We start from the raw sequence: 13,407 nt of genomic DNA on the forward strand, positions 1-13,407 counted from the left end.
ATCGAGACACGCGTTATCCCCGTTTGTGAGGTAGAGCCCGTCCATTCCGTTGTTTGCGGGGTAGCGGCACAAAAGAAAATGCCCAGCTACAAGAGCTGGGCATCGAATTCGTGGTGGCCTGGGGCGGAATCGAACCACCGACACGCGGATTTTCAATCCGCTGCTCTACCGACTGAGCTACCAGGCCAACGAAGTCCGCAACTATACACAAATTTTTGGAACCTTGCAGGAAATCTCCGGTAATCCCTCAAAACATGGCACTATCAAGGGATAACCCTTAGCTGTATAATTTCATTGATCTAATGTTACAAATGCGCCGTGCTATGTCTGCCGGTGCCTTGCCTCTCCCATGTCCGTAGCTGTTCTTGCGTTCGGTCTGAATCACACGTCTGCGCCCGTTTCGGTGCGCGAACGGGTGTCTATGCCCGTCGATTTGGTTCGACCCGCATTAGAGGGCCTGCGGTCCGCCTTTGGCGGCTCTGTGCGCGAGGCGGCGATTTTGTCGACCTGTAATCGCACCGAGGTCTATTGTGCCGCCGATGCGCATGTGGCGGAGCAACTGCCGGTCTGGTTGGCGGATCACAATCGCCTGGAGGCCGGGGCGTTGAGCCCGCACCTGTATCGGCACCACCAGGACGATGCGGTACGCCACGCGTTTCGCGTCGCGAGCGGACTCGACTCCATGGTGTTGGGCGAGCCGCAGATCCTGGGGCAAATGAAAGACGCGGTACGCGCCGCGGGCGAGGCTGGCTCGTTGGGCACGCTGCTGCATCAGTTGTTCCAGCGCACGTTCTCTGTCGCCAAAGAGGTCCGTTCACAGACGGCCATCGGCGCGAATTCGGTATCGATGGCGGCCGCTGCCGTGCGCTTGGCCGAACGCGTGTTTGGCAATCTGGATCAGGCCCACACGTTGTTTATTGGTGCGGGCGAAATGATTGAGCTCTGTGCGACGCACTTTGCGGCGCGGCGTCCGCGCAGCATGATGGTCGCCAATCGTACGGCCGAGCGCGCGGAAACGCTGGCCGGACGATTTGCCGCGAGCACCATGAAGCTCGCGGATCTGCCCGAGCGCCTGGCGGATTTCGACGTCATTGTGTCCTGTACGGCCAGTTCCCTGCCCATCGTGGGTCTGGGGCTCGTCGAGCGGGCGACGCGTCAACGTCGCCACCGTCCGATGGTGATGATCGATTTGGCGGTGCCGCGCGATATCGAGCCCGAGGTCGGCCGGCTGGATGATGTCTATTTATATTCCGTTGATGACCTGGGCAGACTGGTGCAAAGCGGCACCGATGCACGCCGCGCGGCTGTGGTGCAGGCCGAGGCCATCATCGAAACGCGTGTCCAGGGCTTTATGCACTGGATGCAATCCCGCGAAGTCGTGCCGGTGATCCGCGATATGCATCAGGCCGCCGAAGACGTGCGCGCCGCAGAGCTCGAGCGCGCCCGCCGCATGCTGGCGCGCGGCGAGTCACCCGAAGCCGTGCTGGAACAATTGGCGCACGGCCTCACTCAAAAGTACTTACACGGCCCCCTCGCCGCGTTGAACCGCACCGAGGGCGACGAGCGCAAGCAGCTGCTTGCCTGGATGCCGCGTTTGTTTCCGGGTCGCGATACGCGTCGTTAGCGCTGCTATTGCAATGCCCGCCTGTCGGCGGGCGTTCGCTTTTTTTCGGGCGCCCGCATTTCGCTAATCCGCAATTGTCTCTTTGGACCTTCCTTCATATGAAATCTTCCATGCGCAGTCGGCTGGAGCAACTGTCTCACCGCCTCGTCGAGGTGGATGCATTGCTCGCTCAGCCCGAAACGGCTGCCGACATGGAGCGCTTTCGCAAGCTGTCGCGCGAGCGCGCCGAACTGGAACCGGTTGCGCAGGCATTCGGGCAGTTTGTGCGTACCGAAGAGGATCTTGCCACCGCGCAGGAAATGCTGAGTGATCCCGATCTCAAGGCGATGGCCGAAGACGAGTTCAAACTCGCGAAAGAGCGTCTGGAAACGCTGGAGACGGAATTACAGCTTTTGCTGCTGCCGCGTGATCCCAACGATGGTCGCAGCCTGTTCCTGGAAATCCGCGCAGGGACTGGCGGAGACGAAAGCGCGCTGTTTTCTGGCGATTTGTTGCGCATGTATTCGCGCTATGCGGAGCAGCGCGGCTGGCGTGTTGAGCTGATGTCCGAGAGCGCTTCGGAGCTGGGCGGCTACAAGGAAGTCATTGCCCGTATCGATGGTGACGGGGCCTATGGGCGCCTGAAATTCGAGTCGGGCGCGCATCGCGTGCAACGCGTCCCGGCGACCGAAGCGCAGGGTCGTATTCATACGTCGGCATGTACGGTGGCGGTGATGCCCGAGGCGGACGAAATGAGCGACATCGTGATCAACGCGTCGGATCTGCGTATTGATACGTTCCGTGCCAGTGGCGCGGGTGGCCAGCACATCAACAAGACAGATTCCGCGGTGCGTATTACGCACTTGCCGACGGGGCTGGTGGTGGAGTGCCAGGACGACCGTTCACAGCACCGCAACAAGGACAAGGCCATGCAGGTATTGGCCGCCCGTCTGAAAGACCGCGAAGTCCGCGAGCGCCAAAGCAAAGAGGCCGCCGAACGCAAAAGCCTGGTGGGCTCGGGCGATCGTTCGGAACGCATTCGTACCTATAATTTTCCGCAAGGCCGGGTGACAGATCATCGTATTAACCTGACCTTGTACAAGCTGCAGCAGATCATGGAAGGCGATATGGAAGAGCTAACCGGGGCCTTGGTTGCGGAACACCAGGCCGAGTTGTTGGCGGCGCTGGGAGACGGGGTTTAACGTGAGTCATCCGATCCTGCAAACCCTTTTGCGGGACACGCGCCTGCCGCGTCTGGAGGTGCGTATGCTGCTAGAGCATGTGCTGGACAAGCCGCGCGCCTGGTTGCTGGCGCATGATATGGATCCAATCGAGCCCTGGCAGGCGCAGCAATTTCAGGTGTTGGTGACGCGCCGATTGGCGGGTGAACCCATGGCGTATTTGGTGGGGCATCGCGAATTCATGGGGCGTGATTTTGCGGTGACGCCCGAGGTGTTGATTCCCCGGCCCGATACCGAGCTGTTGGTAGAGACCGCGTTGGCGTGGCTTGCTAGGCATCCCGAGGCGGCGGTACTGGACTTGGGCACGGGCAGCGGCGTGATCGCGGTGTCGATCGCGCTGGCGATGCCAAATGCCACGGTGACCGCGACGGACGCCAGCGCGACCGCGCTGCAGATGGCGGTGCGTAATGCGTCGAGATTGGGTGCACGCGTGGATTTTGCGCAGGGTAGCTGGTATGGCGCGCTGCCGTCCCTGGCTCGCTATGACCTGATCGTGTCCAATCCACCGTATATTGCCCGTGATGACGAACATCTGGGTCAGGGTGATCTGCGCTTTGAGCCGCGCGGGGCCTTGACCGACGGCGCGGATGGTCTGCGAGACTTGTCCGTGGTTGTCGCGGGGGCGGTCGACAGACTGCGGCCCGGCGGTGCCCTATGGGTGGAACATGGTTGGGATCAGGCGGCCGCGGTGCGGGCGTTGTTCAACGATGCCGGGTTTAATCAAGTTTCGAGTTTGCGTGATTTGTCGGGAATCGAGCGGATTTCTGGCGGGTCCCTATAATGGATTCATTCGTTAATTACTGCTTTTCCTGTTTGTGAGATCACCATGAGCGACGTACAAGAATTTCTCCGCGATACCGTGACCCAGCACCCTGTGGTGTTGTTCATGAAAGGTACGGCCCAGTTTCCCCAATGTGGATTTTCGGGGCGTGCCATTCAGATTTTGAAGGGCTGTGGTGTCAAGAAACTGATCACCGTCAATGTGCTCGAGGACGACGAAGTCCGCCAGGGCATCAAGGAATTTTCCAACTGGCCGACTATTCCGCAGCTCTACGTCAGCGGCGAGTTCATCGGCGGTTCGGACATCATGAATGAGATGAACGAAAGCGGCGAGCTCAAGTCTTTGCTGGATGGATCGGGCGCTACGGCCTAAGGCTGTCGCCCTGTCCGTAGATTCTGCATGATGGGGTGTGCATTGCGTGGCAGGCACACCCGATAGGCCCGATAGGCCGCGCTGAGCTAGGCCGCCAGTTGTTCTGGTGGCTTGGGGTACGTTTGTTGGTAGTGCACCGTAAACGTCTTAAAGGCCGCCAGCGCTTTTTCGGGGTCGTGGCCCGGTTTGACCAGAAAACTGTCAAAGCCCACCCGCGCCTGATAGTGGATGGTGTCGATCATGACATCGCCGAGGGCGCGCAGTTCACCTTGCCAGTGGTGACGAGTGCGTAGCAATTGCGCCAGTGAATAGCCGCGCCCATCGGTATAGATAGGGAAATCGATCGCGATGAATGCCAGGCCCGTGGCGTCGACACGGCCATCCGTACCGACCAAGTCTTGCAACTTGGCGTCGGACGCCAAGAGGACGGCGACGGGATGCTGACGTTGGCGCAGCGCGTCTTGTGCCACCCTCCAGAGGGTCAGCGGCACGATCCAGCCCGGTTCATCCGCGGGTAATACCGGCGGTGCGCCAGCCACAGATGACGTTTCGTCGTCTTTGGCGCCGGCGGCCTCGGGCTCAAAGACGTGCCAATCGTTCACTTGCAGTTGGCCGTGACGGATGAGGCGGGCAGTGTGGTCGTCCACCGCTGAGGTTACGCTGGTTTCAGGCATGTGCCACCTCGCGAGTGGGGGCCGGTGCGGATTTGGCGACGGCGGGGTCGGAATAAACGTCTTCTTTAAAGGGCGCGATACCCACGCGGTCGACGACATCGATGAAGCGTTCGACGTCGCTGTCGCGCAGGCGCAGGTACGTCTGGATGAGCCGATCGACGACATCGGCGACTTGGGCTCGTGCAAAGGATGGCCCGATGATGCGGCCAATGGCGGCGCCACCGCCACGTGTCGATTGCAGGTCCAGCAGAGGCTTGGCGGCGCCATTTTGGCGCCCCCCCAACGTTACCTGATACCACTCTTCGCCGTTCTTATCGACGCCCAGAATGCCGATGTGGCCCACGTGATGGTGTCCACAGGCATTGATGCAGCCGGAGATATTCAGATCCAGTTCACCGATCTCGAACAAGTAGTCCAGATCGTCGAAACGGCGCTGAATGGCCTCGGCGACGGGGATGGAGACGGCATTGGCCAGGGAACAGAAATCGCCGCCCGGGCAGGCGATGATGTTGGTCAGCAGGCCGATGTTCGGCGTGACCATGTTCAGCGCGCGGAGTTCTTCCCAGAGCGCGAATAGCTGGCTGCGACGCACGTCGGCCAGCACGAGGTTTTGCTCGTGCGAGACGCGGACTTCGCCAAAGCCATAACGCTCAGATAAATCGGCGACGGCGTCCATCTGGTCGGCCGTAATATCGCCGGGGGGCACACCCGTGGGCTTGAGCGACAGGGTGACCGCGGTGTAACCCGGGACCTTATGGGCCCGTACGTTTTTCTGCAGCCAACGGGCAAACGCCGGATGCGCGGCGGCATGCATTTCGGTGGGATCGGGCTCGCCCGCCACGGCGTCGTCGTATTCAGGCCAGGTAAAGCGGTTGGCGATGGTATCAACATGGGATTGCGTGAGTGTGTCGGGGCCGTCTTTGATGAGCTGCCATTGTTCGTCGACTTGCTGTGCGTAGACCTCGGGCGTCAGGTCCTTGACCAGGATTTTGATGCGCGCCTTGAATTTATTGTCGCGCCGACCATGCATGTTGTAGACGCGCAGGACGGCTTGCAGATAGGTCAGCAGATGCTGCCATGGGACAAAGGGGTTGATCAGGTGGCCGACCATGGGGGTACGGCCCAGGCCGCCGCCGACCCACACGCGAAAGCCCAACTCGCCATCTTGCTCGACAGCCTGCAGGCCGACATCGTGCACGCCAACGGCGGCGCGGTCTTCTTCGGCGCCGCTGACGGCGATTTTGAATTTACGCGGCAGGAAGGCGAATTCCGGGTGCAAGGTGGACCATTGGCGAATGATTTCGCACCAGACGAGCGGGTTGACCAATTCGTCGGGAGCAACGCCTGCAAAGTGATCAGAGGTCGTGTTGCGTATGCAGTTGCCGCTGGTCTGGATGGAGTGCATTTGCACCTTGGCCAACTCCGCCAGAATGGTCGGCACGTCTTCGAGCCTGGGCCAGTTGAATTGCATGTTCTGGCGCGTGCTGAAGTGACCGTAGCCACGATCCCAGGTGCGGGCAATATGGGCCAGGGTGCGCAGTTGTCGCGCCGCCAGCAGGCCGTATGGGATGGCAATGCGCAGCATGGGCGCATGACGCTGGATATACAGACCGTTTTGCAGGCGCAGGGTGCGGAAGTCGTCTTCGGTCAGTTGACCGTCCAGAAAGCGCTGCGTCTGATCGGTGAACTGCGCAACGCGTTGTTCTACAAGTTGTTGATCGACAGGGTCGTACACGTACATAGCAAGTTGCCTATTGGGGGCGCTCGAAGGCGCCTGAAGGAACCACTGGCGACAAGGCGGGCAAAAGATGCCACAGACGCAAAAAAACGCCGCCGTTTGGCGTCGCCAGGTTCTATGTACATAACCGTAACAGCCGATATATTGGGTTGTCTAAGTCATTCTGGTAATAAGGATAGAAGCACGAAGAGGCCGTGTTCGCGGGGTGGTGGCGTGACAAAGACTTTGCATGTCACCCCCGGCAAATGCCCGCGCCCACTCGCGCCGAAATGGCACGGCACGTGATGATGGAGTGGATCCACGCCGCACTGCTTTAGCCCGCGTTGCGGGTGTATCAGGCACCCGCAACGCGGGTGGGGTATCAGGCGGTCTCTTCGAGGCGCTCGAGCGACGTCCGTGCCGCCTCGGGGGGCGTGCCATTTTCCCATGGCAGGTCCACGACGTAGTCCTGTTGCAGGCAGTCGTCGGGTAGGCATTCGATGGGGCTGAAGTCCCGATGCGCGATCCATTCCACACGTTTGAAGCGCCGGATGTGGTTCGACACCGCGCACAGGCTCAGGTACACGCTGACGCGGTTCCAGGGGCTGAGGTTGGATGATGATGCATGCACCAGGCAGGAGTGGAACAACAGCATGGAGCCCACTGGCCCCTTGGGCGCGACGATGCCGCCATCGCGGCCTCCCGCTTTTTCCACCATCGTACGGATGTTGTCGTTGTTGATTGTCCAGAGCGGATAGCTCGTGGTCGTTGTGTCGTGTCCCGCTTCGAGCACGCCCAGACGGTGGCTGCCAGGAATGAACATCAGCGGCCCGTTGTGCTCGTTGACCTCGTCCAGGAAGATGGCCACGTTCATGGCCCGTGGCGTGGGCATCAGGTCGTCGTTGAGCCAAGTGCCGTAGTCCTGGTGCCATTGCCACACGTCGCCGTCAAACGCGTTCTTGCCGTTGATCTTGAACTGGTGCATGTATACGGATTCGCCGAACAATTGCTCGACGGGGAGCACCATGCGGGGATGCCGGGCCAGACGCGCGAACGGCGCGCTGTACAAATGGGCCGCGAAGTTGGTGCGCACCGCGCCGCCTTGCTTTTCGCGCACGTTTTCGGGCCGGTCTTGTGCGTACAAGTGTGGCACTTCGTCAGTCAGCGTGGCGATTTCCTGCGGGGAAAACAGGGCGGGGAAGAACAGATACCCGTCCCGGTCGAATTGTTCGCGTTGCGCTTTGGTAAGTTGCATCGTCGTCTCCGGGAGTGGGGCCGGCCGCAGTTGGCGCTGTTGCTTCCGGCGCCGCGCGCCGACATCCGTCAGGCCGCTGCCGGCGGGCAGTGTTCTGAATGACAGGAAGTTCGGTGAGTCTTTGTATTCAGAATACAGAAATTCACCACCGTGTCACGCTGCAGCGCCGCATTGCCGGGTGCGAGCCTGTCGATCGCCGTGATCGATCAGTCGGCAGCGGCAGGTTCTTGCGGTTTGCAGGGGGCGAAAGTCCCGGTCTCGGGGTCGAGCAGGAACAACAGGCCAGTGGCGACACCGAAATAGGTGCCGTGGAGTTCGAGGTCACCCTTGTGGACCCGACGACGGATGGACGGGAAGGTCATCAGGTTTTTCAGGCTGTGTTCCACCACGGCCCATTCCAGTTGCTTGATATCGACGGCGTGGTCGCCCGTGCGGGGCAGGGCATCCGCCACCGGGGTGATCTGCGACATCCATTTTCCGATGAAGTCGATCTTGGTGAGCGGTTTCGCGTCGTTGAACACGGCCGCAACGCCACCGCACGAGGCATGCCCCAGCACGACGATATGTTTGACGTTTAGCGCATTGACGGCGAATTCGATGGCGGCGCTGGTGCCGTGGTACGACGAGGACTCGGCTTCGCCCTCGTACGGCGGGACCAGATTGGCGACGTTACGGATGACGAACATCTCTCCGGGACCCGCGTCGAAGATGACCTCGGGCGATACCCGGGAGTCGCAACAGCCAATCAACAGGATTTGGGGGTGTTGGCCAAGCTCTGCCAAGTGTTCATAGCGTTTGCGTTCGTTATGAAAGCGGCCATCCAGAAAAGCCTGGTAGCCGTCAGAAAGTCGTTTGGGGAACATGGGGGACATCCTTATTGTGGTGCGAGCGCAAGTCGCTATTTTTTCACAGTCCCCTGACAAGTGGCCGACAAAATGTCGAGCCCACTATTGAACCCGGATGTCCTTGGCGCTAAAGCGCACAAAATCCTGCGTGGTGGTGGTTTGTGCCTGCCACGTGTCGCCAGGAGCCAGGGGAGACGCGCGCTGATCTGTGACTTGACCAATTTTATTGCCCTGTGCGTCATATAGCGCGTAGGTGACGGACAACCCGTTGACGGGTTGGTCACGGTGGTTGGAGACGGCGCTGGTAATGACCCACACGCCATCAGCCTGACGGGTAGCAGCCAGATTGTTGATCGAGACACCGTGGGGCAGGCTGCTTTGCGCCAGCGCAGGCGTGGCGATCATGGGTAGCGCCAATAGCAGGGCGGCGAGGATTCTTTTCATTTCGAAGGCTCCAATATCGGGCCGCGCTGAGGGCGGAAAAACTAGATATAGCATTTTCATCAGCGGCTTAAGTAAATCCAGTACATGGAATTCTTTCCGGAGATTTCAATGTGCATGCGCATACAAATAAATTGACAACTATTTCTTTCCTATTTAATATGCATGCACATGCAAATAAATTAAGGGACTTAATCATGCATTGGCTATATCTGGGAGTTGCCGTGATTTTCGAGATCGTGGTCGCCATTTCGGCAGGCAAAGCGATGGGATTTACCCAAATCGGGTGGACGGTTGCGACGCTGGTCAGCGGCGGTATCGCGACTTTTTTCCTCAGCCTTGCATTGCTTACTTTCGATGTGGGCGTGGGCTACGCGATCTGGACGTCCGTCGCGGGTGTGGGAATTGTTGTTCTGGGCGCGCTGTTCTTCGGGCAGCGGCTGAACGTCAAGAAATTGATCGGGATCACGCTCGTGATCGGGGGCGTCGTGGGCCTGCGGCTTAGCGGTGCGGCGTGACGGTGCAGGCAGGTTCGCACTTTATTCAACTTCTATTGAATCTCTAAAAGGAAACAGACATGACGACGACAGACGGAATGAACCGGCACAACGGACGGGCGTGGACGATGTTGCTGCTGGCTAGTGCATTCGAGATTGGCTATGCATTGAGCGTCGCGGGCAGCAAGGCGTTCACGGTGCTGGGTTGGTCAGTTTCGGCCGTGGTGTTTTTCTTGCTGACGTTATATGCCCTTAGCGTTGCGCTGCGAACGATCGATGTGGGTATTGGCTACGCCGTTTGGGCAGGCATTGGTTCGGTCGGTGCAGCGGCGTTGGGTAGTGTCCTGCTCGATCAGCCGCTCACAATGACCCAGACATTCTGGCTGGGGGTCATCATCGCGGGAGTTGTCTGGCTGAAGCTCGCCGATAGCGCGAAGGGTCAACTCAACGAGGGTCACGTGCTTGGTTGAGCCGCGACGGGCTTGGATGTGGCGTTTCTCCTGAGTTGGTTTCGCTTTTTACTTGTATGGGCATACATATGTAAAAATGCGCTGTTCATTACGCAAGAGAAGTGGGAGTCGGCTATGACAAAGAAAAGCGGTCCGTGGCTTGATCTGATCCAAATCGTCGCCAACGTCGAGGCCGATCTAGGTAAGGTACTGCAAGCACAGCACGGGCTTGGCCTGTCGGAGTATCGCGCGCTAGAAGTGTTGGCGCGTTCTCCGGATTCCGAGCTGCGTATGCAGGAGCTGGCCTCGCATCTGCGTTTGAACCAAAGTTCGGTGTCGCGGATGGTCGAGCGCCTGGTGCGTGCCGGACTGACCATCCGCGACCTGTGTCCGGATGACAAGCGCGGGGTGTATACGGTGCTGACCGAACAGGGACGCAAGCGTCTTGATAGTGCACAGCCCGACTACGAAAGCGCACTGGGTGCCGCGCTCAAGGAGCATGGCGGCGAGAGGCTACTGTCAACGCACGTCGCAAAGGCCGGATAGGCGCCGCATCCCGTGTCGTGTAGGCCGGCGCCGACGGGTCAGGCCGTGAGAAAGTCGACGAGCGCGCGGGTATAGGCGTCCGGTTGTTCCCAATTGGCGATATGCGAGGTGTCGAGCTCGATGTAGCGGGCACCGGCAATGCCGGCAGCCAGGGCTTGACCGTCTTGCGGTGTGGCGGCAGGGTCTTGCGATCCGGAGATCACCAGTGTGGGGACCTTGATGTCGGCGAGTTTGCCGCGCAGATCAGCGTCGCGCAGCGCGGCACAGTTGCCGTTATAGCCCTCGTTCGAGGTACGGCGCAGCATGTCGACCAGCACCTGTGTCAGGCCCGGCTCGGCGGCGCGGTAGGCGGGCGACAGCCAACGCTCGACCAGGCCGCTGGCCATGTTCTCCAGGCCGTTTTCGGTGACGGCGGCTATACGGGATGACCAGCCTTCGACGCTGCCGACGCGAGCCGCCGTGTTGGATAACACCAGCTTGCGCACACGTTGCGGGTGATCAAGCGCCAGTTGCAGACCGGTGGGACCGCCCATGGATAGGCCGCAGAAGCTGGCTTGGTCGATGTTCAGGTGGTCGAGCAGTTCGGCGACATCGCCTGCCAGTTGCGAGAAGGTGTAGTCGCCGGTGGGGACCGACGATTTGCCATGGCCGCGGGTGTCGTAGCGCACCACGCGAAAGTGTTGCGATAGCGTGGGAATTTGGCGTGCCCACATGTCGGAGCACGTGCCGAGCGAGTTGGACAGTACCAGTGCGGGCGCATCGGCCGGACCGTCGATGACGTAGTACAGGCGAACTTGGCTGAGATCAGCGTAAGACATAAAAAATCCTGTTTCCGATGGGTGATCTGGGCGGGGAGAGGGCAGGCAATGTGTCCTGACTACAGAAACAGTTCGCCGCCGACGTAGGCTTTGCGCCAGCGTGTGATGGTGATGCGTTCGAACAGATCCGCTTTGGCGAATGGGTCTGCGGCGATGAACGCCTCGGCTTGCTCGCGGGTATCGAGGTCCACCACGTAGAGTCCACCACCCGCATCCTGACCATCGTCTTGCAGTTTGGCGCCGCAGGCCAGTAGCAACTGTTTGTTGGCGTCCAAATAGTCTAGATGGGCAGCGCGATGTAGTTGACGCAGGGCTTGGTGGCCGGGCCTGTCGAAGGTTTCGATGATGTAGGGCATATGAGGCTCCCAGGTCGAGGGACTTAGATGGCCGAAGGATGGCGCGCCAGCGCGGTGACCTGAACATCCATGTACGGGAACAGCGGCAGCGAGGACAGCAATTGATGCAGTTCGTCGTTATTGTCCACGTCGAAGATGCTGACGTTGGCATAGCGGCCCGCCACGCGCCACAGGTGCGGCCATTTGCCGTCGCGCTGTAGTTGTTGCGCCAGGGCTTTTTCGTCGGCTTTGAGTTTGTCGGCGCGCTCAGCGGGCATGTCGACGGGCAGATTTACTTGCATTTGGACCATGAATAGCATGGAGATCTCCAGTCAGAGTCGTTTGTCGGGATCGTTTGCGCGCTTAGTTGGCAAACTTCAGGGGCAGGCCGGTCAGGCGCAGTAACTCGTCGGCAGTGATGTCGCCGAACAAGTCGATGACGGTGACGTCGCCGCCACGGATATCAAAGACCGCTACATCGGTGTAGACCCGCGAGACGCAGCGCATGCCGGTCAGCGGGTAAGTGCATTCGGCGACCAGCTTGCTTTGGCCTTCGCGGGTGAGCAGTTCCATCATCACAAAGACGTCTTTGGCGCCAATCGCCAAGTCCATGGCCCCGCCTACCGCGGGGATGGCGTCAGGGGCACCGGTGTGCCAGTTGGCCAGATCACCGTGCTGCGAGACCTGGAAGGCGCCCAGCACGCAGATGTCCAGATGGCCGCCGCGCATCATGGCAAACGAATCGGCGTGATGAAAAAATGCGCAACCGGGCAACTCGGTCACGGGCTGCTTGCCGGCATTGATCAGGTCGTAGTCTTCTTCGCCTTTAGCGGGGGCGGGGCCCATGCCCAGCATGCCGTTTTCGGTATGCAGGATGACTTCACGGTCAGCGGGCAAGTGGTTGGCGACCAACGTGGGCAGGCCGATGCCGAGGTTGACGTAGGCGCCTTCAGGGATGTCTTGTGCGACGCGGGCGGCGATCTGGTCGCGGGTCAGTTTGGTGCTCATTGCTGCTCCTTGGCGGCCGGGGCGATTTGCACGACGCGTTGAACAAAGATGCCGGGGGTGACGACGGTTTCGGGGTCGAGTTCGCCGAGCTCGACGATTTCACGAACTTGGGCGACGGCGACACGCGCGGCGCTGGCCATGATGGGACCAAAATTGCGTGCGGTTTTCCGATAGACCAGATTTCCCCAGCGGTCACCGCGATCGGCTTTGATCAGCGCGTAGTCGGCGTGCAGGGGATATTCCAGTACGTAGTGGCGGCCGTTGATTTCACGGGTTTCCTTGCCGTCTGCCAGCGGCGTGCCATAGCTCGTGGGCGTGAAGAATGCGCCGATCCCCGCGCCTGCGGCGCGAATGCGCTCGGCAAGGTTGCCCTGAGGCACCAGTTCGAGTTCCAACTGGCCGCTGCGGTACAGGCCGTCAAAGACCTGCGAGTCGGATTGACGCGGGAACGAGCAGATGACTTTGCGCACCCGACCGGCCGCCAGCAATGCGGCCAGACCTGTCGTGCCGTTACCGGCGTTGTTGTTGATGATGGTGAGATCTTTGGCGCCTTGTTCCAGCAGGGCGTCGATCAGTTCCATGGGCTGGCCGGCGGTGCCGAAGCCGCCAATCATGACGGTGGCGCCGTCGGGCACGTCCGCCAGGGCGGCCGTAGCATTTGCAACGAGCTTTGAGATCATGGGAGTCCGCAATAAAAAGGGCGTGTCATAATTTGTTCTTAATTAGAACTTTCGTTCATTTGAAGAACATCGTTTCATGGTGGCCGGGGAGTGTCAAGGTGGATACGCCACGTGCCACCCCCGGCGGTTTCGGGCTTGCGCGAAC

At 60.1% G+C, this 13,407-nt stretch carries 17 protein-coding genes and 1 tRNA gene; 7 read left to right on the forward strand and 11 right to left on the reverse strand.

The annotated features are described in order from the left end of the window. Positions 1-111: 111 nt before the first annotated feature. Positions 112-187, reverse strand: a tRNA-Phe gene (locus ACYVDM_RS25335). 162 nt (positions 188-349) lie between these two features. Between ACYVDM_RS25335 and hemA the strand changes: the two genes are divergently transcribed. From hemA to grxD, 4 genes are all read left to right on the forward strand, one after another. After that, entirely contained in the window at positions 350-1,624 is a 1,275-nt protein-coding gene (gene hemA, locus ACYVDM_RS25340; RefSeq protein ID WP_415793020.1) for a glutamyl-tRNA reductase, read from the forward strand. Between the two features lie 98 nt (positions 1,625-1,722). Further along, positions 1,723-2,805, forward strand: a complete 1,083-nt coding sequence (prfA, locus tag ACYVDM_RS25345; RefSeq protein WP_415793019.1) for a peptide chain release factor 1 — start codon at positions 1,723-1,725, stop codon at positions 2,803-2,805. A 1-nt stretch (position 2,806) separates the two neighbouring features. Next, entirely contained in the window at positions 2,807-3,625 is an 819-nt protein-coding gene (gene prmC, locus ACYVDM_RS25350; RefSeq protein WP_415793018.1) for a peptide chain release factor N(5)-glutamine methyltransferase, read from the forward strand. Positions 3,626-3,670: 45 nt separating this feature from the next. Then, on the forward strand, positions 3,671-3,997 hold the full coding sequence (gene grxD / locus ACYVDM_RS25355) for a Grx4 family monothiol glutaredoxin (protein ID WP_415793017.1): 327 nt from the start codon (positions 3,671-3,673) through the stop codon (positions 3,995-3,997). A gap of 86 nt (positions 3,998-4,083) precedes the next feature. On the opposite strand, the gene ACYVDM_RS25360 is transcribed toward grxD, so the two are convergent. The 5 genes from ACYVDM_RS25360 to ACYVDM_RS25380 form a co-directional block, all read right to left on the reverse strand. After that, positions 4,084-4,671, reverse strand: a complete 588-nt coding sequence (locus ACYVDM_RS25360; protein ID WP_415793016.1) for a DUF934 domain-containing protein — start codon at positions 4,669-4,671, stop codon at positions 4,084-4,086. Further along, positions 4,664-6,412 (reverse strand): nitrite/sulfite reductase, encoded by a 1,749-nt coding sequence (locus tag ACYVDM_RS25365; protein ID WP_415793015.1) that lies wholly within the window; start codon positions 6,410-6,412, stop codon positions 4,664-4,666. Before ACYVDM_RS25365 ends, ACYVDM_RS25360 begins: the two co-directional genes overlap by 8 nt. 358 nt (positions 6,413-6,770) lie before the next feature. Next, positions 6,771-7,643, reverse strand: a complete 873-nt coding sequence (locus ACYVDM_RS25370) for a phytanoyl-CoA dioxygenase family protein (protein ID WP_415793014.1) — start codon at positions 7,641-7,643, stop codon at positions 6,771-6,773. Between the two features lie 206 nt (positions 7,644-7,849). Continuing rightward, a complete protein-coding gene (locus tag ACYVDM_RS25375; RefSeq protein ID WP_415793013.1) occupies positions 7,850-8,506 on the reverse strand; it encodes a carbonic anhydrase in 657 nt (218 codons plus the stop codon). Between the two features lie 84 nt (positions 8,507-8,590). After that, positions 8,591-8,932, reverse strand: coding sequence for an FxLYD domain-containing protein (locus ACYVDM_RS25380; protein WP_415793012.1), 342 nt, complete (start codon positions 8,930-8,932; stop codon positions 8,591-8,593). 194 nt (positions 8,933-9,126) lie between these two features. On the opposite strand from ACYVDM_RS25380, the gene ACYVDM_RS25385 reads away from it, so the two are divergent. From ACYVDM_RS25385 to ACYVDM_RS25395, 3 genes are all read left to right on the forward strand, one after another. Beyond that, on the forward strand, positions 9,127-9,447 hold the full coding sequence (locus ACYVDM_RS25385; RefSeq protein ID WP_415793011.1) for a DMT family transporter: 321 nt from the start codon (positions 9,127-9,129) through the stop codon (positions 9,445-9,447). Between the two features lie 59 nt (positions 9,448-9,506). Further along, the gene (locus ACYVDM_RS25390; protein WP_415793010.1) at positions 9,507-9,896 is read left to right on the forward strand and encodes a DMT family transporter; all 390 of its coding nucleotides are present in this window, start codon (positions 9,507-9,509) and stop codon (positions 9,894-9,896) included. 114 nt (positions 9,897-10,010) lie between these two features. Then, a complete protein-coding gene (locus ACYVDM_RS25395) occupies positions 10,011-10,421 on the forward strand; it encodes a MarR family winged helix-turn-helix transcriptional regulator (RefSeq protein WP_415793009.1) in 411 nt (136 codons plus the stop codon). Between the two features lie 38 nt (positions 10,422-10,459). On the opposite strand, the gene pcaD is transcribed toward ACYVDM_RS25395, so the two are convergent. The 5 genes from pcaD to ACYVDM_RS25420 are packed head-to-tail and all read right to left on the reverse strand — an operon-like array spanning position 10,460 to position 13,262. Beyond that, positions 10,460-11,239, reverse strand: a complete 780-nt coding sequence (gene pcaD / locus ACYVDM_RS25400; protein WP_415793007.1) for a 3-oxoadipate enol-lactonase — start codon at positions 11,237-11,239, stop codon at positions 10,460-10,462. A 59-nt stretch (positions 11,240-11,298) separates the two neighbouring features. Next, positions 11,299-11,595: a YciI family protein gene (locus ACYVDM_RS25405; RefSeq protein ID WP_415793006.1), complete on the reverse strand. Its 297-nt coding sequence runs from the start codon at positions 11,593-11,595 to the stop codon at positions 11,299-11,301. Positions 11,596-11,618: 23 nt separating this feature from the next. Then, positions 11,619-11,894 (reverse strand): muconolactone Delta-isomerase, encoded by a 276-nt coding sequence (gene catC / locus ACYVDM_RS25410; RefSeq protein ID WP_415793005.1) that lies wholly within the window; start codon positions 11,892-11,894, stop codon positions 11,619-11,621. Between the two features lie 43 nt (positions 11,895-11,937). After that, positions 11,938-12,582: a 3-oxoacid CoA-transferase subunit B gene (locus ACYVDM_RS25415; RefSeq protein ID WP_415793004.1), complete on the reverse strand. Its 645-nt coding sequence runs from the start codon at positions 12,580-12,582 to the stop codon at positions 11,938-11,940. Beyond that, the gene (locus tag ACYVDM_RS25420) at positions 12,579-13,262 is read right to left on the reverse strand and encodes a 3-oxoacid CoA-transferase subunit A (RefSeq protein ID WP_415793003.1); all 684 of its coding nucleotides are present in this window, start codon (positions 13,260-13,262) and stop codon (positions 12,579-12,581) included. The genes ACYVDM_RS25415 and ACYVDM_RS25420 overlap by 4 nt, the downstream gene beginning before the upstream one ends. Between the last annotated feature and the right edge of the window lie 145 nt (positions 13,263-13,407).

Source organism: Bordetella tumulicola (assembly GCF_054779135.1).